Below are 19,220 nucleotides of genomic sequence, written 5' to 3'. Positions count from 1 at the left end.
ACCTATAATCAACGATCCTTGAACTGCGCCTCGCGCTTGGCAACGAAGGCCGCCATGCCTTCTTTCTGGTCTTCGGTGGCGAAGGCGGCGTGGAATACCCGGCGCTCGAAGCGCACCCCTTCGCTCAAGGTCACTTCGAAGGCGCGGTTGACGCTTTCCTTGACCATCATGCTGACCGGGATCGATTTGCTGGCGATAGTCGCGGCCACTTTCAACGCTTCTTCGAGCAGCTCTGCCTGCGGCACCACGCGCGCCACCAGGCCAGCGCGCTCGGCCTCTTCGGCGCCCATCAGGCGACCGGTCAGGCACAACTCCATGGCCTTGGCCTTGCCCACCGCACGGGTCAGGCGCTGGGTGCCGCCCATACCCGGCAACACGCCAAGGTTGACTTCCGGCTGACCGAACTTGGCATTGTCAGCGGCCAAGATGAAGTCGCACATCATCGCCAGTTCACAGCCGCCGCCCAAGGCAAAGCCAGATACCGCAGCGATGATCGGCTTGCGCCGATTGGCGATGCGGTCGGCGTCGCTGAACAGGTCATCGACGTAGATCTGCGGGTAAGTCAGGTCAGCCATTTCCTTGATGTCGGCGCCAGCGGCGAACGCCTTGGCAGAGCCGGTCAGCACCACACAGCCGATGTTCGGATCCTTCTCCAGCTGGTCCAACGCCTGGTTGATCTCACTGACGATCTGCGCGTTCAGTGCGTTCAACGCCTGCGGGCGGTTGAGGGTGATCAGGCCGACTTTGCCGTGGATATCCAACAGGATGGTTTCAAATGACATGCAGGCTGCTCCTTCAAAGATTGCGCGCAATGACCATGCGCTGAATGTCGCTGGTGCCTTCGTAGATCTGGCAAACCCGCACATCGCGGTAGATGCGCTCCAGCGGGAAGTCGCTCAGATAGCCATAACCGCCCAGGGTCTGCAAGGCATCCGAACAGACCTTTTCGGCCATTTCCGAGGCGAACAGCTTGGCCATCGAGGCTTCTACCAGCGCTGGGCGCCCGGCGTCGCGCAAGGCCGCAGCGTGCAGCACCATCTGCCGGGCGACGGCAATGCGCGTAGCCATGTCGGCCAAGCGGAAGGCCACCGCCTGGTGCTCGATCAATTTTTTGCCAAAGCTCTGGCGCTCGTTGGCGTAATCACGCGCCACTTCGAATGCGGCGCGAGCCATGCCGACCGATTGCGAGGCGATACCGATGCGCCCGCCCTCAAGGTTGGCCAGCGCGATCTTGTAGCCCTCGCCCTCCTCGCCCAGGCGATTGGCCAATGGCACGCGCACATCATCGAAGACGATCTGACAGGTATCGGAGGCGTGCTGACCGAGTTTGTCTTCAACCCGCGCCACCTGATAACCGGGTGAATCGGTGGGCACGATGAATGCGCTGATGCCGCGTTTGCCCGCTTCAGGGTCGGTCACGGCGAAGACGATCACCACCCCAGCGTTCTGCCCGGAGGTGATGAACTGCTTGCTACCGTTGAGCACGTAATGCTCGCCATCGCGCCGCGCCCGCGTCTTCAGGCTGCTGGCGTCGGAGCCGGCCTGTGGCTCGGTGAGGGCGAACGCGCCAAGCATCGCGCCACTGGCCAGCGGCGCGAGGAACTGCTGCTTTTGCTGCTCTGTGCCAAATTTGAGAATCGGCACGCAGCCCACCGAGTTATGCACACTCATGATGGTCGAGCAGGCGCCATCGCCCGCAGCGATCTCTTCCAAGGCCATGGCGTAAGCCACATAACCGGTGTCGCTGCCACCATATTGCTCTGGCACCAGCATGCCAAACAGGCCCAGCCCGGCCATCTCGTCGATCGCCTCGCGGGGGAAGCGATGTTCCTTGTCCCATTGCTCGGCGAAAGGCTTCAGACGCTCCTGGGCAAAATCACGTACAGCGTCGGCAATCTGTTGTTGTTCGTCAGTGACCAGCATGTTTCACCTCAGTACAGGCATTCGACCGCGATGGCGGTCGCTTCACCGCCGCCGATACAGATCGCCGCGATGCCACGGCGCAGGTTGTTCTGGCGCAGCGCCGACAGCAGGGTGACCAGGATGCGCGCACCAGACGCGCCAATCGGGTGGCCCAGGGCGCAGGCGCCGCCATGGATATTGACCTTGGCGTGCGGCAGGTCCAGGTGCTTCATGGCCGCCAGGGTGACCACGGCGAAGGCTTCGTTGATCTCGAATAGATCGACCTCGGCCAGGGTCCAGCCGGTGCGCTTGATCAGCTTGTCGATGGCGCCGATTGGCGCGGTGGGGAACAGCGCCGGAGTGTCGGCAAAGGCCGCATGGCCATGGATCACCGCCAGCGGTTTGAGGCCACGTTGTTCAGCCTGAGAGCGGCGCATCAGCACCAATGCTGCGGCGCCATCGGAAATCGAACTGGAGTTGGCCGCAGTGACCGTACCGCCTTCGCGGAACGCCGGACGCAGTTGCGCGATTTTGTCCAGGCGCGCCTTGGGCGGCTGCTCGTCATCACTGACCAAACGTTTCTGCTTGCCCTCAGTGACTTCCACTGGAACGATTTCAGCAGCGAAACGACCATTCTGGATAGCCTGTTGAGCGCGGGTCAGCGACTCAATGGCAAAGGCATCCTGCGCTTGCCGGCTGAACCCACCACTTTGCGCGCAATCCTCGGCGAAGGTGCCCATCAGCCGGCCTTTGTCGTAGGCGTCTTCCAGACCATCCAGGAACATGTGGTCGATGATCTTGCCGTGCCCCATGCGATAGCCGCCGCGGGCCTTGTCCAGCAGGTACGGGGCATTGGTCATGCTTTCCATGCCGCCAGCCACCACCACCTCGGCGCTGCCTGCCAGCAGCAGATCATGAGCCATGATCGCCGCCTGCATGCCTGAGCCGCACATCTTGTTCAAGGTGGTGCAAGTAGTGCCTTTATCCAGGCCTGCGCCCAGTGCCGCCTGGCGCGCCGGCGCCTGGCCGAGGCCTGCCGGCAGCACGCAACCGAACAGCACCTGCTCGACGCTGGCGGCATCGATGCCTGCGCGCTCGACAGCGGCCCGAATCGCCGCAGCACCCAGCTGCGGCGCGCTCAGGCTTTTCAGGTCGCCCTGCAGGCCGCCCATGGGCGTGCGCACGGCACTGACGATAACAATCGGATCGTTGGCGAGGGTCATGAGCAATTCTCCTTACTTGGCAGCCATGCGCAGGGCACCGTCGAGGCGGATCACCTCGCCGTTGAGCATGCTGTTTTCAATGATATGGCGAGCCAGCGCTGCATACTCGTCAGGGCGACCCAGGCGTGGCGGGAACGGCACCCCGGCGGCCAGCGAGTCGCGTACTTCCTGGGTCATGCCGGCCATCATCGGGGTTTCGAAGATGCCCGGGGCGATGGTCATCACGCGGATGCCAAAGCGCGCCAACTCGCGCGCCGCTGGCAGGGTCAGGCTGGCGATGGCGCCCTTGGAGGCGGCGTAGGCGGCCTGGCCGATCTGGCCGTCGTAGGCGGCAATCGAAGCGGTGTTGATGATCACCCCGCGCTCGCCATCTTCACCCGCCTCGCCCTCGGCCATGGCCGCAGCGGCCAGGCGCAGCAGGTTGAAGCTGCCAATCAGGTTGACGTTGATCACCTTGGCGAAGCTGTCCAGGCCATGCGGCCCGTGCTTACCGAGAACCTTCTCTGCTCCGACGATACCGGCGCAATTGATCAGCCCGTGGAGGCTGCCAAAGGCGCTGACGGCAGCGTCCACCGCAGCCTTGGCGGCCTGTTCGTCGCTGATGTCGGCGACCGCGTAGCGCGCCTGCTCACCCAGCGCCTGGGCCTTGGCCGCTACCGCTTCGGCGTTGAGATCGACCAGCATTACCTTGGCGCCGGCTTCGATCAGCATCTGTGCGGTCGCCGCGCCCAGCCCGGAAGCTGCGCCGCTGACGATGAAGTGTTTGTTGGCAATGTGCATGATGAGGTTTCCTTCAGGCGCTGGCGGTTGCTGCCAGGGCTGCTTGTTGTTTGGCGATTTCCTGGTTGCGCAGGATGAAGCGTTGCAGCTTGCCGCTCGGGGTCTTGGGCAGCTCGCTGACGAATTCGATTTCACGCGGGTAGGCATGGGCATACAAGCGCTGGCGCACGTGCTGGCGCAGGGTCTCTTCCAGTTCAGGGCTACCCTGCACGCCGCTGGCCAGCACCACGAAAGCCTTGATCAGCTCGGTGCGCTCCGGGTCGGGCTTGCCAACCACTGCGGCCTCGATCACTGCCGGGTGTTCGATCAGCGCGCTTTCGACATCGAACGGACCCACCCGATAACCGGAAGTGGTGATGACATCGTCACTGCGCCCGACGAAGCTGATACTGCCGTCAGTATTGAGCTCGACCGTGTCGCCACTGAGGTAGTACTTACCGACGAAACTTTTGGTCGGCAAGCCGTGATAGCCGCCGAACCAGCACAACGGCGACTGCTCGCGGTCCACCGCAAGGATGCCGGGCACGCCGGCAGGCAGTTCGTTGTGGTGCTCATCAAGCACGACGATGCGGTGGCCGGGAATGGCAAAGCCTGCAGAGCCCAGGTGTACCGGATGGGCCAGGCCATGGTGGTTGCACAGGACCATACCCAGTTCGGTCTGCCCATAGTGATCGTGAATGGTCACGTCGAGCTCATCGGCGAACCAGCGGATAACCTCGGGATTGAGCGGCTCGCCAGCACTGCTGACCACCCGCAGACGACCCTTGATCGGCGCGGAGAACTCGCGCCCAGCGGCGATCAGCAAGCGATAAGCGGTGGGCGAGCCGGCCAGGTTGGTGATGCCGAGCTTGTTGATGATCCGCGCACAGCTCTCGACGCTGAACGGCCCATCATAGAAGGTGGTGGCGTGGCCCAGCGCCAGCGGCCCGGTGACCGCGTAATACAGGCCATAAGCCCAGCCTGGGTCGGCCAGGTTCCAGAAGTTATCCTCAGGGCGCAGCTCGATGGCATCGCGCATGTAGCCCTGGAAGGCAACGATGGCGCGCAGCGGCACCTCCAGCGGCTTGGCCGGGCCGGTGGTGCCGGAGGTGAACATCAACAGGAACGGATCATCGCCACGACGCAGCACTGGCTCGCACTCAGGCTCGGCCGTCGCCAGCAGTTGCTGGAAATCAGCATCGCCGGCACGCGCATTGACGCTGATGATCGACGGGCAGTCAGCCACCTCATCGAGTTTGGCCCGGTTGTTGGCATCGGTGATGACCACCTTGGCCTGCGACTGCTCCAGTCGGTGCTCGATCGCCTTGGGCCCGAACGCGGTGAACAGCGGCTGATAGACCGCGCCCAGGCGCCAGGTGGCCAGAATCGTGATCAGCAGCTCAGGGGTGCGTGGCATCAGCCCTGCGACCCGGTCACCGGCAATGACGCCCTGGGCCTTGAGTACGTTGGCAAAGCGCGCAGCCTGCGCCTGCAGTTGCTCGAAACTAAAGCGCTGGCCATTGCCATCGCGATCTTCGTAGATCAGGGCAAGGGAGTTGCTGCCGGTGTGTCGATCACAGCATTCGACACAAGCATTGAGGGCGTTCAGATTGCCGTGCAAGGCCGCCTCTGCGGCCTTGGCGTGTTCGAACGAACGGACGGCCTCGGCGTAATCGCGCATCGTCAGACTCCTGGTTTCTTATTGTTGGAGTAGCACCATCGGTCTGACGATGTTGTCGCCGCACGCCGTTCGCAGCAATGGCCAAACCGCTCAATCGGGATGAGCGGTTTGGCCGCTATGACGCAGGTTCAATCGGCTGGATGCCAGCTACGCATGACCTCGCTGGTCAGTTTCAAAATCAGGTCAGCCTCGGCCTGTTTGAACGCCTTGGCGATTTCATCACTGCGTTTGAGCAGCTCACCTTCCGGTAAAACTTGCAGTGCCTCTTGCTGAATCCAGAACGGCTGCGCGACCTGCTCGAACTGCGCTGCGTGTTCGCGGCGCAAGTAATCGATCCAGAAATCCCGCTGGCTGATGTAGCTAACCAAATCATTGGTGGCTGACGCCCATCTCACCTGTGCGGCGGCGTTGCTTAACTGCTGCTGAGTCACTCCGGCAATCTGCCCGAACTGCATCGTGCGCGGCTGGCCCGGTAGGTTCAAGGTACGGGCCAGACCAATGCGATAAGCCAAGCTGACTTCAATTTCATCCACCCGCTCACGCCCACGCGTGGCGGCGTCTTGCTCTGACAAGCCAGTACTACGCAGCCTATCGGTTTCCATGGTGATGCGCCGTTCGATGTCCAAATGGGCAATACGCTCGACTTCGTCCAGCCGGAACAGACCCCGCGCCAACTCCAGCAACGATAGCTGTTCACTCGCCGAGCTCGCCTGGGCCACCAGCATGCGAATCTCTAATCTGCTGAAACACGAGATCAAGCGATCCACACACCCCCGCGCGGCGGCCAGCTCAAATACTTCGGCGCGTAACACGCTGTTATCGCTGATCGCCGCAAGCAAGGCCCACACCCGCCGACTCAGGTCCTGACGGGCATGCTGAAAATCGCTGGTATCCGTCAATAGATCGAGCAGGCGGAAGAACTCTTCACTGTTGGCCTCTGCACGCAGGGCATCCCAGCGTGCTTTGCCCTCTGCGCGCTGGGCCTCTTGCAAGGATGCAAGCCATGTCTGCCTGACTTGCGAAGGCTCAACAACGGCAGGCTGCACTATCTGTGGCGCAGGCTCAGGGGCGTACAGGCGCTCGCGAACATCGACCGCCAGCGGGTTGTTGCGCAGTTCCAAGGCTTGTCGGGTTTGCGCAGAGGCCGTAAGCAAGGTTTCCGGCACCTGAGCGATCTGGTTATCACGAAGATCGGCCAACTCAAGCATCCCACACCACTCCAGCCCCTCGGGTACACTTTGCAGACGCGTCTGGCGCAAGCTGAGTTCGCGCAGACGTGATAGCTGACGAAACTGCAGACTGATTGCACCCAGTGGATTGAAACTCAGGTCCAAGGTTTGCAGCCTATGCAGCTCACGAATGGTATCGGCAGACGTCTGGGTCATGCGAATCCGATTGCGCGCCATGCGCAGCTCCACCAGGCTGGTCAACTGCGCGATATCATCAGGGATGCCAGTTAGCGCGTTACTGTTCAGATTGAGCCATCGCACACGAGAGAAGCAACGCAAGAATCCAGTAGGAATGGTCTGAAGATTCAACCCCACCATAATCAGGTCTGTCACGTGGCCAAAGTCGGTATTGGCCGGCAAGGTCGGGAGACTTGCGATATCCAACCCAATCAGGCTCAGGCGAACACCGGCCAATTGCCCGGCTCCGTTGAGCAACCGTTGCCCCTGAAGCTGCCAACTACGGCGTAATTCAGTCGCAACGTGTCGGCGTCGGGTGTACCGATTGGTAGCACGCTCTTGCTGCACCCATTCCTCCAGCGATTGGTCAAGCTGGCGGTACTCCTGGAACTGCTGAGTCAAGTTGAGATAGGCGGTCTCAGGATTTTCCAACAGCAGTGCCACGAAGCGATCAAGGTCACGGTCGTTGAAGCTCGGATAAAGTGTACGCGCAGAGCGCATTAGCAGACGCCGCGAAGGATGCCCACCCTCGCCGCGACCACTGAGCAAATACCCAAGCCGCCCATCGGCCAGTCGCTGCATAGGGCTGTGCCATGGTTTGATCTTTGCCATCCCTACCAACTGCGCAAGCGCCGGATTCCCCGAGGGCAGCCAGCTGCGCAGATCATTGATGATGCGCTCACGGGCCGTGGCCCCCTGCCATTTTAGGCGCGTGCAATCAGCAGCGGACAGAAGCGCAGCCAACGCCTCTGGCAAGCCTTCGGGCTCACTCAATTGCAGTGGGTGTTTAAATCCATCCCGGTTGTAGCAAAGAAAACGCCCTGCGCGTCGCACCAAAATCGCACTGACCTTGCGCGGGTCGTTGTCCGGATACAATCTGGCCAGTAACGGTCCGGTATCGGATTTGTCCCGCAATTCCAGATCTTCTGGCCCGGTCAAGGCGCCATACTGACGCAACAGAGCGAACGCCAGTTGTACGGTCCCTGGTTGATAGCTGGCGTCCAGGTACAAGCCTTCACGCATGCGCGTCAGTTGCGCCAACTGCAAGTGCGCACGCGCCTGCTCGGCAACCGCCAGAGGGACGCGGTGTTGCGTGAGCATGCACTGGCGCTGCTCATCGGTGGCAAGCTTGAGCACGTCCAGTGCGTAGGCGCTTGGTAATCCTTTGAAATGTTTCTGGATCAGGCTCAGCAGCGGGTCTTGTGGCAGGTACTTGACGCTAAAATGCTCGAACAGTCGCTCGCCAAGCTCAGCATCATTGTCGAGAAAATCAGCCTTCTGCTCCTCGACCGACAACGCATCGAGCTTCAAATAGTCGCTGCACCAGCCAAACAGCTCCAGGTCATAATCTTGGCCGTCGGCCAACTGCTTGAAGAACGCTTGGACCCGTGCATCCACGGCAAACCGCTCCAGGGTATCGCGCAGAGTAATCGGCATTGGCCGGTTTTCTACCAATAAGCCGCGCAAGTAGTCTTGATCGACATCGGCGACTTTCAAAATGTGCTCGACACGTGCTGCCGACAAGCTAGCGGCGGGCGGCCATAGACGCCCCAGCAACAAACCTTCACCCTGCCAGGCAAGCGGTTGCTCGCTCGTCAAGCGCCAGCATCGCTCGCCGTTGAACTCAAGCAAAGGCCCAAAACTGGCCTCACCTTGGGGGTGGACTAACTGCCAAGCACTGCGCTTGGGCACAGGCCTGACCCTATAGTAGGTATCACCATTTCGCCACCAATGGCCTGTTTGATTGGCCAGCAGGCCGTTATCGAGTGCCATCAGGTCGTCGGGCGGAGCAAGGACGGCATACGGGCCTAGATCGCCCGACCACAGTCGCGGCCGACCCGCGTCGTTCTCTATCGGCAGCAGTTGGTCAACCACAGCGCTGCGCTTGAAAGCGCGCCCAACCAACGTCGCGCCGCCCGCCACTGCAGCCGCCACCACCACGGTCTCGGCAACCCCGAGCAAGTGCTCGATAGCTTCGTGCTGATGCCCTTGGCTCCAGTCCCAAACACCTTCACAGAACTGTGACACGGTCTGCCCAACCAAGTCGGCAGCCAGCAGTGCACCGACAACCGGGACGAAAAGGCCGGCTAGGTTGAGTAGGTTCCCCCCGACCATTTGCAAGTTGCGCAACTGGTCGGCGCTGGCACGGGCATTGATCTGCGCGGTCGGTACCGCAAGAAAACGCGCATTGTCTCGGATGCGTTGCACCTGTTGCTCGGCCAAGGTCTTGAACAGCGGGTCGTGGATTACCTCGCAGGAAGCCGTAGCATCCGTCTGTGGATCCTTTAGACGAAGCTGCAACAATCCCAAGAAGCTTGCACGCTCCGATAGGTCAATTCGCCGACTGAATCGCTGTTGGTAACCCTCTTCACGCAGCAGTGTGCCAAGAGCCAGGCTAGCTTCACGCCAAGAGGTGAAGGCCCGCAGCGATTGCTGGCTATCACCAGGTAAGTACAGGATCACCCCCTCCACGCTGATCTGCGGCACACGTCCTGGAATGGGCACGATCCCTTGCCGCTCGAACGCTAGAGCCCCTTCGACACGACAGTCCAAGACTTTCAGGGCTCCGGCATGTACCCGGTCGCTTTTCGCATGGGTGGCAGGTTGCCCGTTGACTACCCGACGTAGCATATCGATGTCGGCTGAAGACAACTGCTTCTTCAAGAACGCAACCTCGATTGCCAACGCCAGTTGCAGGCGTTTGTCCTCGCTCAGCGCAGTGAGTAAGCCTGGGGTGAAAACGGTTTTCAGATGCTGCTGGTACTGCCCACCGACATCTACTTTCCGACAAAGATTGACCAACTCCGTGCTGTCGTTGGTCAGCACCTGCTCCGCCTCACCGGTCGAGCTATCGGCTGGATAAACCAGGGCAGTCTGCTCAAAAAACGCTTCACCCTGTTTGAAATTCTGCAGAAAGACCTGCACAGCTGGCGTACGCACGAAATACGATCGGTACTCTTGCGGGCCGCTTGCATCCGCGCTCAGATGACGCCGCTCCTCACGCCACTGGGCCTTGTCGAGGTCGACCGACAGCGATAAGGAGGAGGAACGCAACGCCTGCTGTAATAGCGGCCTGGCGAAGCTGTTCGGGGGCTGCAGCGCGGCTAGTGCCGAGTGAACCTGTTGTTGGCTGCGCACATGATTGTCAAAGCTGCTGCGCAGCGCCTGAAACTGATTGAAGCTGGCCTTTTTGAGCCAATCGGGCAGCGTATGGACGATGAATGCATCAGTTGCCCGTTGAAATTGGGTATCGGTGTTGTTCTGTTCCATGATCAGCACTGTTCGGTTGATGAACCACCTAGAGTGCGGTGCTTCAACATCCTCGATCAGCGGGAAAGCACACCGCCTAGGGCAGCTCGTCCCCACGGCTATGGACCAGGCTCCGATAGTGCCCTGGGTTGCAGCCGAACCACTTGCGAAACGCCTTGTAGAACGAGCTGCTATCAGCGAAGCCAAGACGCTCGGCAATGTCCCCCAGGCTCGGCTCGGCCTGTGCTAGCCAAGCTATCGCCAGCTCTCGACGCACGCTGTCTTTGAGGCCCTGATAAGTCTGCCCCTCTTCGGCCAATCGCCGGCGCAAAGTGGCGCTGGACAGACACAAGTGCCGGGCCAAGCTGCCGGCGTCTGGCCATTGCGTCGGATCCAGGCCTAGCAGGTCAGCGCGGATACGCCTGGCCAGGCTGGCCGGATCGCGATATTTGACCAGGATATTGCCCGGTGCCTCGGCCAGGAAACGCTGTAGTTCCTGCGCCGAGCGCTTGATGGGCAGGTCCAGGCAATCGCCGGTAATGATCATGCGCGTGCGCGGCCGGCCAAATTGCAGGTTTTCCGAGAACATCACCCGGTAATCGTCGCAAAACGGCGGCTCAGCGCAGCGCAGGTCGATCGCCAAAATCGCAATGCGTCGCCCGGCCAGCCAGCAGGCCACGCCGTGCACGATCATCCAGAAGGTGAAATAGGTAAATGCCCGGCGCGGCTGCTCGCACGGTTCATTAACCACGATCTCGGCCAGGCTCTGCTGACGCACCAGGCTCGGTTGCAGGTCGTCGAGCATCAACGAAAGAAAGCCCAAGGCAATCTCCAGTCCCGCCCCCAGGCTCGGCTGGGCCATCGCCGCGCGGGTCATGAAGGCCAGGCTGCCATTGGGCAAGCCGCGCCGGTCCATGGCGAAGAACTCATCGTTGCAGCGCCGCGCCAATAGACGCCAGAGCCTTGCATAAGCTTGCGCAGAAACCCGCGCCTCAGGCAGTTCCAGTTGCGCTGGGTCGATGCCGGCGCGCAGCAACACGCCGGTGTCGGGCTGGCCCGCCGGGCAGGTCTGCAACAGCGCTTCGCGCACCAGTTGCATGGAGATCGTGTCTTTCTCGCTCATCGGCCGTCCAGCGCCAGGTTGCTCGGAGACGGCCATCTTAGGCCGCTGCGCGGTATTCGTCAGCATGGCTCAAAGATCCGTGGCCAGCCCCAGAAAAGCCTGGATCAAACGCAGCTCGCGGCGTCGTTCCAGGCAACCGATCATATGCCGGTTGACCAGCCCTGCCCCGCTGATCGGCCGCGCCACTACCCGTGGGTCGTGGGCCACTTCAACCGACGAGACGATGCCAATGCCAAGCTCGGCGGCGACCGCCTCGGTGACCGCCTCGCGGCTGTCCAGTTCGAGCAGCACCCGCGGGCTGACCTTGGCCTCGCCACAGGCCTGATCGAAGGTGCGCCGAGTGATCGAGCTGGGTTCGCGCAGGACCATGATCTGCCGATCGAGATCGGCCAAGGGCAGCTCACCCTGATCGTCGGCCCACGGGTGGCCGACCGGCAACAGCGCGCACAGGCGTGAGTCGCCCAGGCTTTGCAGGTACAAGCCCTTGCGCGGCTCGACCTCGGTCAGCACCGCCACGTCGGCATGCTCCGAAAGCAGCGCCGCCAAGGTTTCCTGGGCATTGGCCAAGCGCAGGTTGACGGTGATACCAGGGTAGCGGGCACGCAGCTGGGCGAGCATCGGCATCACCCGGTGCGGACCATCGGCGGCAACCTCCAACCGTCCGGTCAGCAACTGGCGATTGGCTTCGAGCATCGCCTGCGCCTCTTCCGCCAGGCCGAACATGGCCCGCGTGATGGCAGCCAGGCGCGTGCCCTCTTCGGTCAGCTCGACCCGGCGCGCGGTCCGTCGCAGCAAGGTGATCTGGTAGTGCTCTTCCAAGGCTTTGACGTGTCCGGTCACTGCCGGCTGGCTGATGAACAAGCGGGCGGCGGCGCGGGTGAAGCTGCCTTCGCGGGCGACAGCATCGAATGCACGGAGCTGGAACAGGTTCATATTTATCGGCCTGACTTATGGCTGGCATAACGACAAACAATTTGATTGATGGCAAGGCCAATTGCAACCTAGCACCCGTAGTTTCAGCACCACTTTTCGGCTGACCACCTGCTGCTTGCGAGGAACTCCGGTATGAGCAACGCCCCCATCCTGCTGACCCCCGGCCCACTGACCACCTCCGCCCGTACCCGCCAAGCCATGCTGGTGGACTGGGGCTCGTGGGATCGCGACTTCAATCAACTGACTGCCAGTGTCTGCGAGCAGCTCCTGGCAATCCTTGACGCCAGCGCCAGCCACCACTGCGTGCCGCTGCAAGGCAGCGGCACCTTCGCCGTGGAAGCCGCCATCGGCACCCTGGTGCCGCGTGACGGCAAGGTCCTGGTGCTGATCAATGGCGCCTATGGCCAGCGCCTGGCCAAGATCTGCAAAGTGCTGGGGCGCAACTTCAGCACCTTCGAGACCGCCGAAGACCAACCGACCACCGCCGAAGACGTCGAGCGCCTGCTGGCAGCCGATACGGCCGTGACCCATGTGGCACTGATCCACTGCGAGACCAGCACCGGCATCCTCAACCCGCTGCCCGAGATCGCACAAGTCGTGAAACGCCACGGCAAGCGCTTGATCATCGACGCCATGAGTTCCTTCGGCGCGCTGCCGATCGATGCGCGTCAGGTGCCGTTCGAAGCGCTGATCGCCGCCTCCGGCAAGTGCCTGGAAGGCGTACCGGGGATGGGCTTCGTGTTCGCCGAGAAGAGTGCCCTGGCTGACGCCGAAGGCAACGCCCATTCGCTGGCCATGGACCTCTACGACCAGCACAGCTACATGGCCAAGACTGGCCAATGGCGCTTCACCCCACCGACTCACGTGGTCGCCGCCCTGCACGAAGCCTTGCAGCAATACAACGAAGAAGGTGGCCTGCCGGCGCGTCATCAGCGCTACTCGGACAACTGCCAGACCCTGCTCAAGGGCATGGCGGCGATCGGCCTGAAAAGCTTCCTGCCGGCTGAAATCCAGGCGCCGATCATCGTCACCTTCCACGCCCCCAACGACCCGCGCTACCAGTTCAAGGACTTCTATGAGCGGGTCAAGGCCAAGGGTTTCATCCTCTACCCGGGCAAGCTGACCCAGGTCGAAACCTTCCGCGTCGGTTGCATCGGCGTGGTTGGCGCAGACGGCATGCAGGCCGCCGTCGATGCCGTGGCCCAAGTGCTACGGGAAATGGAAGTGCTGGACATCTGACTTCGCCCCTACCTTTGAAGGATTACAGGACATGAACTACAGCAACCCTACCCGCCTGCAAGCCGCCATCCTTGACTGGGCTGGCACCGTGGTCGACTTCGGCTCCTTCGCGCCAACCCAGATCTTTGTCGAGGCCTTTGCCGAGTTCGATGTCGAGGTGTCCATCGATGAGGCCCGTGGCCCGATGGGCATGGGCAAGTGGGACCACATTCGCACCCTGTGCGACCAGCCGGCGATTGCCGAGCGCTATCGCAAAGTGTTTGGCCGCACCCCGACAGATGATGATGTCACAGCTATCTACAACCGCTTCATGCCGCTGCAGATCGAGAAGATCGCCGTGCACTCGGCGCTGATCCCAGGGGCGCTAGAGACCCTGACCGGGCTGCGCCAGGATGGCCTGAAGATCGGCTCGTGCTCGGGTTATCCGAAAGTGGTGATGGACAAGGTCGTGGAGCTGGCCAAGCAAAACGGCTATGTCGCCGACCACGTGGTGGCCACCGATGAGACCCCCAACGGCCGCCCCTGGCCGGCCCAGGCCCTGGCCAACGTGATCGCCCTGGGCATCGATGATGTGGCGGCGTGCGTCAAGGTCGACGACACCGTGCCGGGGATTCTCGAAGGTCGCCGCGCCGGCATGTGGACCGTGGCGCTGGTGTGCTCGGGCAATGCCCTGGGGCTGACCTGGGAAGGCTATCAGGCGCTTAGTGCCGAGAAGCTCGAAAGTGAGCGCAAGCGCATTCATGCGCTGTTCGAAAGCTCGCGCCCGCACTACCTGATCGACACGATCAATGACTTGCCAGAGGTGATTGCCGACATCAACCGGCGCTTGGCCAAGGGTGAGATGCCGCAGGCATTTTGATTATGTGCCGTCAGATCTGACGCTATCGCGGGGCAAGCCCGCTCCCACGCCAATCACCTCATGCCTGAGGCATGGCGTGGGAGCGGGCTTGCCCCGCGATCAACGACTCACACGGCCCGATTGAGCTTCACCCAGGCAGCAAACTTATCGATAAACGCCTGCAAGAATGGCCGAGTCTTGTCATTGAGCTTGCCAGACTCTTCGAACAAGCTCGCCGCCCCACCGATATACGCCTCGGGCATCTGCATGCACGGCATATCGAGAAACACCAGCGACTGGCGCACTGCATGGTTGGCGCCAAACCCGCCAATCGCTCCCGGCGAGACGCTCACCACCGCCGTTGGCTTACCCCCCCAGGCGCTCTGGCCATACGGCCGCGAGCCCACGTCAATCGCATTTTTCAGGCAACCCGGCACCGAGCGGTTGTACTCCGGGGTGACGAACAGCACCGCATCGCTACGGCGGATCTCGTCGCGAAAGCGCTTCCACGCATCCGGCGCGCCGCTGGCCTCGACATCCTCGTTGTACAGGGGCAGGTCGCCGATCTCGACGATCTTCAGGGCAAGGCTGGAGGACGCCAGCTCACTCAAGGCCCGGGCCACCTTGCGGTTGTAGGATTCCTTGCGCAAGCTGCCGACCACGACTGCTACCGAAAACACCTGGCTCATGGCGATTTACACCCTCTGCTGGCTGATGGACCTAGTAGTTATAGATGACCGTTCCTCGGCGCCGAGGTTTTTTTCCCCTTGATAGAAAACTTCCCAAGGGTTTCACTGGTCTACGTCTGCAGACATTTCCTACATTTTTCAGAGGTTTCCCCCCAAAATGGCAGCAGTACTGGTCGGCCAATTCCACGCCCGTGACGCCGAAGGCCGTATCTACCCCGTCCATGAGTTCCAGGAGTCGACCCTCCAGGCCGATGGCAGCGTGCTTGGCGCGCCGATCAGCAGCTATCGCCTGGCCATCGGTGACCGGGTCAACCATCTGGGTGAGGACCGTTTCGAACTGGCGCAAAGCGGCGTGGAAATCATCCGCATTCCTTGACGCAGTCGACCGTGTAGATGCGCCCTTGGCCACAGTCTTCGCTTTGCAGACCGTGCACATCGGCGACAAAACCGGGGAAGCCCTGGTCGAACGCGCGGGCGAAGGCCAGGTAATCGAGGATCGAGCGCGTCGCTTCGGTGAAGCGTTCGCCTGGCATGATCAACGGGATACCAGGCGGATAGGGCACCAGCATCACCGCCGAGATCCGCCCTAGCAACGCTTCGACCGGCACTGCCTCGACCGCCCCGCGCACCAGATGGTCATAGGCCAGCGCCGGGCTGATGGCCACGTCCGGCAAACGGGTAAACAGGCGCTTGAGCTGCTTGGCCGTGGCATTGCTGCGATAACACTCATGCAACTGGCCGCACAGATCACGTAGGCCCAATCCCTGATAACGTCCCGGCGCCTGGGCCACCACGCTCGGCAGGCTGACGCTCAAGGGGCTGTTCGTGTCATAGTGGCGCTTGAACTCCAGCAACTCGGTTAGCAAAGTGCTCCATTTGCCCTTGGTGATGCCCATCGAGAACAGCACCAGAAAGCTGTACAGTCCGGTCTTTTCCACCACCAGCCCACGCTCCCAGAGAAACTTGCTCACCACCGCCGCCGGAATGCCGTGCGCACCCAGCGCGCCACCAGCCGTCAGCCCAGGCATGACCAGGGTGACCTTGAGCGGATCGAGCAACACGTAGTCCTGCTCGACCTCGCCAAAGCCATGCCAGGGCGCACCGGGCTGCAACAGCCAATCCTGGGCGGTAATGTGCTGGATGCCCTCGGCACGCTCCGGCTGCCAGATGCTGAACCACCAGTCATCGGCAGCGATATGCTCGCGCAGGTTGGCCAGGGCGCGGCGAAAGCTCAGCGCCTCGTCGAACATCTCCTGCAGCAGCGAGCGTCCGGCGGGGCCTTCCATCATCGCCGAGGCGACGTCCAGCGAGGCCAGGATGCTGTACTGCGGCGAGGTAGAGATGTGCATCATGAACGCTTCATTGAAGCGGTCGCGGTCGAGCTGGCGCGTGGCGCCGTCCTGCACATGAATCATTGACGCCTGGCTGAAGGCGGCCAACAACTTGTGGGTCGAATGGGTGCTGAACAGCAGCGGGCTGTCGGCGCTGCGCGGCGTACCCATGGCATAACGGCCGGCAAAAAACTCATGAAAGGCAGCATAGGCGAACCAGGCTTCGTCAAAATGCAGCACTTCGACGCTATTACCCAAAGCCTGCTTGATCATCCCGGCGTGATAGCACAGCCCGTCGTAGGTCGAGTTGGTCACCACTGCCAGCTTGATCCGCGCCGGTCGGCCTGTGGCCAGCGGGTTGGCGGCGATCTTGGCCTGGATCGACCCAGCGCTGAACTCACTCAACGGAATCGGCCCGATGATGCCCAGTTCGTTGCGCTCGGGGCACAGGTAAATGGGAATGGCGCCGGTCATGATGATCGCGTGCACCACTGACTTGTGACAGTTGCGGTCGACCAGCACCAGGTCGTCACGGCCGACCATCGAATGCCAGACGATCTTGTTGGCCGTCGAGGTGCCGTTGATCACGAAGAAGGTGTGATCGGCGCCGAAATTGCGCGCAGCGCGTGCTTCAGCCTCGGCCAACGGGCCGGTGTGATCGAGCAAGGATCCCAACTCGGGCACCGATACCGACAGGTCGGAGCGTAGCGTGTTTTCGCCGAAGAACTGGTGGAATGCCTGCCCCACCGGGCTCTTGCGATACGCCACACCGCCGCCGTGGCCGGGGGTATGCCAGGAATAGTTCGATTGCGCAGTGTGCTGCACCAATGCCTTGAAAAACGGCGGCAACAGGCCATCGAGGTAGTTGTGGGCAGCCCGCGCGACCTGGCGGGCGAGAAACGGCACGGTGTCTTCGAACAGGTAAAGAATGCCGCGCAGCTGGTTGAGCTCGCTCATCGCCTCGGCGGGGGCGTTCTCCAGGGTGACCTGCTCGCCGAGGGCGAAGATCGGCAGGTTTGGCGCCCGCAGACGCGCCAGGCTGATCAGCTCGGCCATGTTCTGCAACAGATGAGTGTTGTCGCCGACCCCTTCAGCGGCGATCAGCATGCAGGCCAAGCCATGATGGGTAGCGGCGACCAGGCGCGCTTCGGCGTGGTCGGCGGCGGCCAGGATGGTGAAGCCGTCCTGGGCCAATTCAGCGGCGATGGCACGCACACGCTCGCCGGCGACGCTGTCGGCCTTGATCGCCCGGTGAACGATCAGGATCGGGAACTGCAGGTCCTTGTACATGGGCAACCACCACCTGGGCAGAACTGCTGGGTTCTTTCAGGGTAGAAGCTGGTTGCTCAGGCTGCGACGTTTAGTATTTGTGCTGTCAGCCCCGGCCTCTTCGCGGGCAAGCCCGCTCCAGGCAGTCGGCTTAAGAACGCTACGATCCCTGTGGGAGCGGGCTTGCCCGCGAAGAGGCCGGGGCTGACACCCACAAAGCCAGACCTGCACCTAGTATTCCCCAGACAGGCCCCACATCTACAGGACAACACAAAACCCTGTGGGAGCGGGCTTGCCCGCGAAGAGGCCAGCCCTGCCCCCGCAGGGCTCGATCAACCTTCGGTCAGGCTCTGCCACAACGCCGGCCCACCCGCCGACTTGGCCACTGCTGCCAGACGCTCGGCATGCGCTTCCAACTCTTCAGCCGAGGCCATGATGATCCGCCCAGGCTGGCGTCCGACGATACGGCGAATCTCACTGCCAGTGCTGTTGCCACCCTCTTCACCGTCAGCGCCATGCCCAGCCAGCGACAGGCTGGTCTGCCCGCCGGTCATCGCCAGGTAAACGTCCGCCAACAACTCGGAGTCGAGCAAGGCGCCGTGCAGTTCACGGCCGGAGTTGTCGATGCCGTAGCGTTTGCACAAGGCATCGAGGCTGTTGCGCTGGCCCGGATGGCGCGCACGCGCCAGCATCAGGGTGTCGAGAATGCCGCAGTGCTTGGAGATGTCTGCGCGGTCGTGCTGACCGAGCATGGCGAACTCGTTGTTGATGAAGCCAACGTCGAACGCTGCGTTATGGATGACCAGCTGGGCACCCTGGATGAACTCGAAGAACTCCTCGGCCACCTCGGCAAAACGTGGTTTGCCAACCAAGAATGCATCGGTGATGCCGTGCACGCCAATCGCGCCTTCGTCACTCTCGCGGTCGGGCTGCAGATAGACGTGGAAGTGCCGCCCGGTCAGGCGCCGGCCCATGACTTCGACACAACCGATCTCGATGATCCGATGCCCCTCACTGACCGGCATGCCGGTCGTTTCGGTATCGAGGACGACGAATCTGCTGTTCTGCTGCTCCACGCGGGTGGCTCCAACTGGTACTTCAACGGAAAGCCGGCGATTGTACCCCAGCTCAGCGCTTGGCGCGTACCTCGTCGACGCCGCGGTTGGCCAACTGGTCGGCGCGTTCGTTGCCAGGGTGGCCGATATGCCCGCGCACCCATTTCCAGGTGACCTTGTGTCGGTTGACCTGCTCGTCGAGCTCGCGCCACAAGTCAGCGTTTTTCACCGGCTCCTTGGCCGCGGTCTTCCAACCGCGCTTCTTCCAATTGGCCATCCACTCGTTGATGCCCTTCATCACGTACTGCGAGTCGGTGGTCAGCACCACCTCGCATTCACGCTTGAGCGCCCGCAGGCCTTCGATCGCCGCCATTAGTTCCATGCGATTGTTGGTGGTCTCGAGCTCACCGCCCCACAATTCCTTCTCAACGCCCTTGTAGACCATCAGCACCCCCCAGCCACCCGGGCCAGGGTTGCCCTTGCAGGCGCCATCGGTGTAGATCTCGATGCTATCGCTCATGTA

General features: G+C 62.0%; 15 protein-coding genes. 3 read left to right on the top strand and 12 right to left on the bottom strand.

Annotated features, from left to right (window positions below; genetic code table 11):
• Positions 1-8: 8 nt before the first annotated feature.
• The 8 genes from HU737_RS05120 to HU737_RS05085 form a co-directional block, all read right to left on the bottom strand.
• Complete coding sequence (locus HU737_RS05120; protein WP_186555759.1) at positions 9-782, bottom strand: enoyl-CoA hydratase; 774 nt, start codon at positions 780-782, stop codon at positions 9-11.
• A gap of 13 nt (positions 783-795) precedes the next feature.
• Positions 796-1,923 carry an acyl-CoA dehydrogenase gene (locus HU737_RS05115; RefSeq protein WP_186555758.1) on the bottom strand — a complete coding sequence of 376 codons (1,128 nt, stop codon included), beginning with the start codon at positions 1,921-1,923 and terminating at the stop codon, positions 796-798.
• 8 nt (positions 1,924-1,931) lie between these two features.
• Positions 1,932-3,125 carry an acetyl-CoA C-acyltransferase gene (locus HU737_RS05110; protein ID WP_186555757.1) on the bottom strand — a complete coding sequence of 398 codons (1,194 nt, stop codon included), beginning with the start codon at positions 3,123-3,125 and terminating at the stop codon, positions 1,932-1,934.
• A 12-nt stretch (positions 3,126-3,137) separates the two neighbouring features.
• A complete protein-coding gene (locus HU737_RS05105) occupies positions 3,138-3,905 on the bottom strand; it encodes an SDR family NAD(P)-dependent oxidoreductase (RefSeq protein ID WP_186555756.1) in 768 nt (255 codons plus the stop codon).
• A gap of 13 nt (positions 3,906-3,918) precedes the next feature.
• Positions 3,919-5,565 carry an acyl-CoA synthetase gene (locus tag HU737_RS05100; protein WP_186555755.1) on the bottom strand — a complete coding sequence of 549 codons (1,647 nt, stop codon included), beginning with the start codon at positions 5,563-5,565 and terminating at the stop codon, positions 3,919-3,921.
• A 128-nt stretch (positions 5,566-5,693) separates the two neighbouring features.
• Entirely contained in the window at positions 5,694-10,241 is a 4,548-nt protein-coding gene (locus HU737_RS05095; protein ID WP_186555754.1) for an NEL-type E3 ubiquitin ligase domain-containing protein, read from the bottom strand.
• 76 nt (positions 10,242-10,317) lie between these two features.
• The gene (locus HU737_RS05090) at positions 10,318-11,343 is read right to left on the bottom strand and encodes an AraC family transcriptional regulator (protein ID WP_186555792.1); all 1,026 of its coding nucleotides are present in this window, start codon (positions 11,341-11,343) and stop codon (positions 10,318-10,320) included.
• Positions 11,344-11,412: 69 nt separating this feature from the next.
• The gene (locus tag HU737_RS05085; RefSeq protein ID WP_186555753.1) at positions 11,413-12,276 is read right to left on the bottom strand and encodes a LysR substrate-binding domain-containing protein; all 864 of its coding nucleotides are present in this window, start codon (positions 12,274-12,276) and stop codon (positions 11,413-11,415) included.
• Between the two features lie 132 nt (positions 12,277-12,408).
• Between HU737_RS05085 and HU737_RS05080 the strand changes: the two genes are divergently transcribed.
• Together HU737_RS05080 and phnX are read left to right on the top strand one after the other, a co-directional pair.
• A complete protein-coding gene (locus tag HU737_RS05080; RefSeq protein WP_186555752.1) occupies positions 12,409-13,515 on the top strand; it encodes a 2-aminoethylphosphonate--pyruvate transaminase in 1,107 nt (368 codons plus the stop codon).
• 31 nt (positions 13,516-13,546) lie between these two features.
• Positions 13,547-14,374, top strand: coding sequence for a phosphonoacetaldehyde hydrolase (gene phnX / locus HU737_RS05075; protein ID WP_186555751.1), 828 nt, complete (start codon positions 13,547-13,549; stop codon positions 14,372-14,374).
• A gap of 107 nt (positions 14,375-14,481) precedes the next feature.
• On the opposite strand, the gene HU737_RS05070 is transcribed toward phnX, so the two are convergent.
• Positions 14,482-15,042 (bottom strand): NADPH-dependent FMN reductase, encoded by a 561-nt coding sequence (locus tag HU737_RS05070; RefSeq protein WP_186555750.1) that lies wholly within the window; start codon positions 15,040-15,042, stop codon positions 14,482-14,484.
• A 157-nt stretch (positions 15,043-15,199) separates the two neighbouring features.
• Between HU737_RS05070 and HU737_RS05065 the strand changes: the two genes are divergently transcribed.
• On the top strand, positions 15,200-15,418 hold the full coding sequence (locus HU737_RS05065) for a hypothetical protein (protein WP_186555749.1): 219 nt from the start codon (positions 15,200-15,202) through the stop codon (positions 15,416-15,418).
• On the opposite strand, the gene HU737_RS05060 is transcribed toward HU737_RS05065, so the two are convergent.
• From HU737_RS05060 to rnhA, 3 genes are all read right to left on the bottom strand, one after another.
• Positions 15,402-17,663: an Orn/Lys/Arg family decarboxylase gene (locus tag HU737_RS05060; RefSeq protein ID WP_186555748.1), complete on the bottom strand. Its 2,262-nt coding sequence runs from the start codon at positions 17,661-17,663 to the stop codon at positions 15,402-15,404. The two genes, HU737_RS05065 and HU737_RS05060, sit on opposite strands and share 17 nt — an antisense overlap.
• 311 nt (positions 17,664-17,974) lie before the next feature.
• Positions 17,975-18,718 (bottom strand): DNA polymerase III subunit epsilon, encoded by a 744-nt coding sequence (gene dnaQ / locus HU737_RS05055; protein WP_312155127.1) that lies wholly within the window; start codon positions 18,716-18,718, stop codon positions 17,975-17,977.
• A gap of 52 nt (positions 18,719-18,770) precedes the next feature.
• On the bottom strand, positions 18,771-19,217 hold the full coding sequence (gene rnhA, locus HU737_RS05050) for a ribonuclease HI (RefSeq protein WP_186555747.1): 447 nt from the start codon (positions 19,215-19,217) through the stop codon (positions 18,771-18,773).
• Between the last annotated feature and the right edge of the window lie 3 nt (positions 19,218-19,220).

Origin of the sequence: Pseudomonas urmiensis, assembly GCF_014268815.2 — a bacterium.
GTDB lineage: Bacteria > Pseudomonadota > Gammaproteobacteria > Pseudomonadales > Pseudomonadaceae > Aquipseudomonas > Aquipseudomonas urmiensis.
This window is presented reverse-complemented; position numbering and strand designations above follow the sequence as displayed.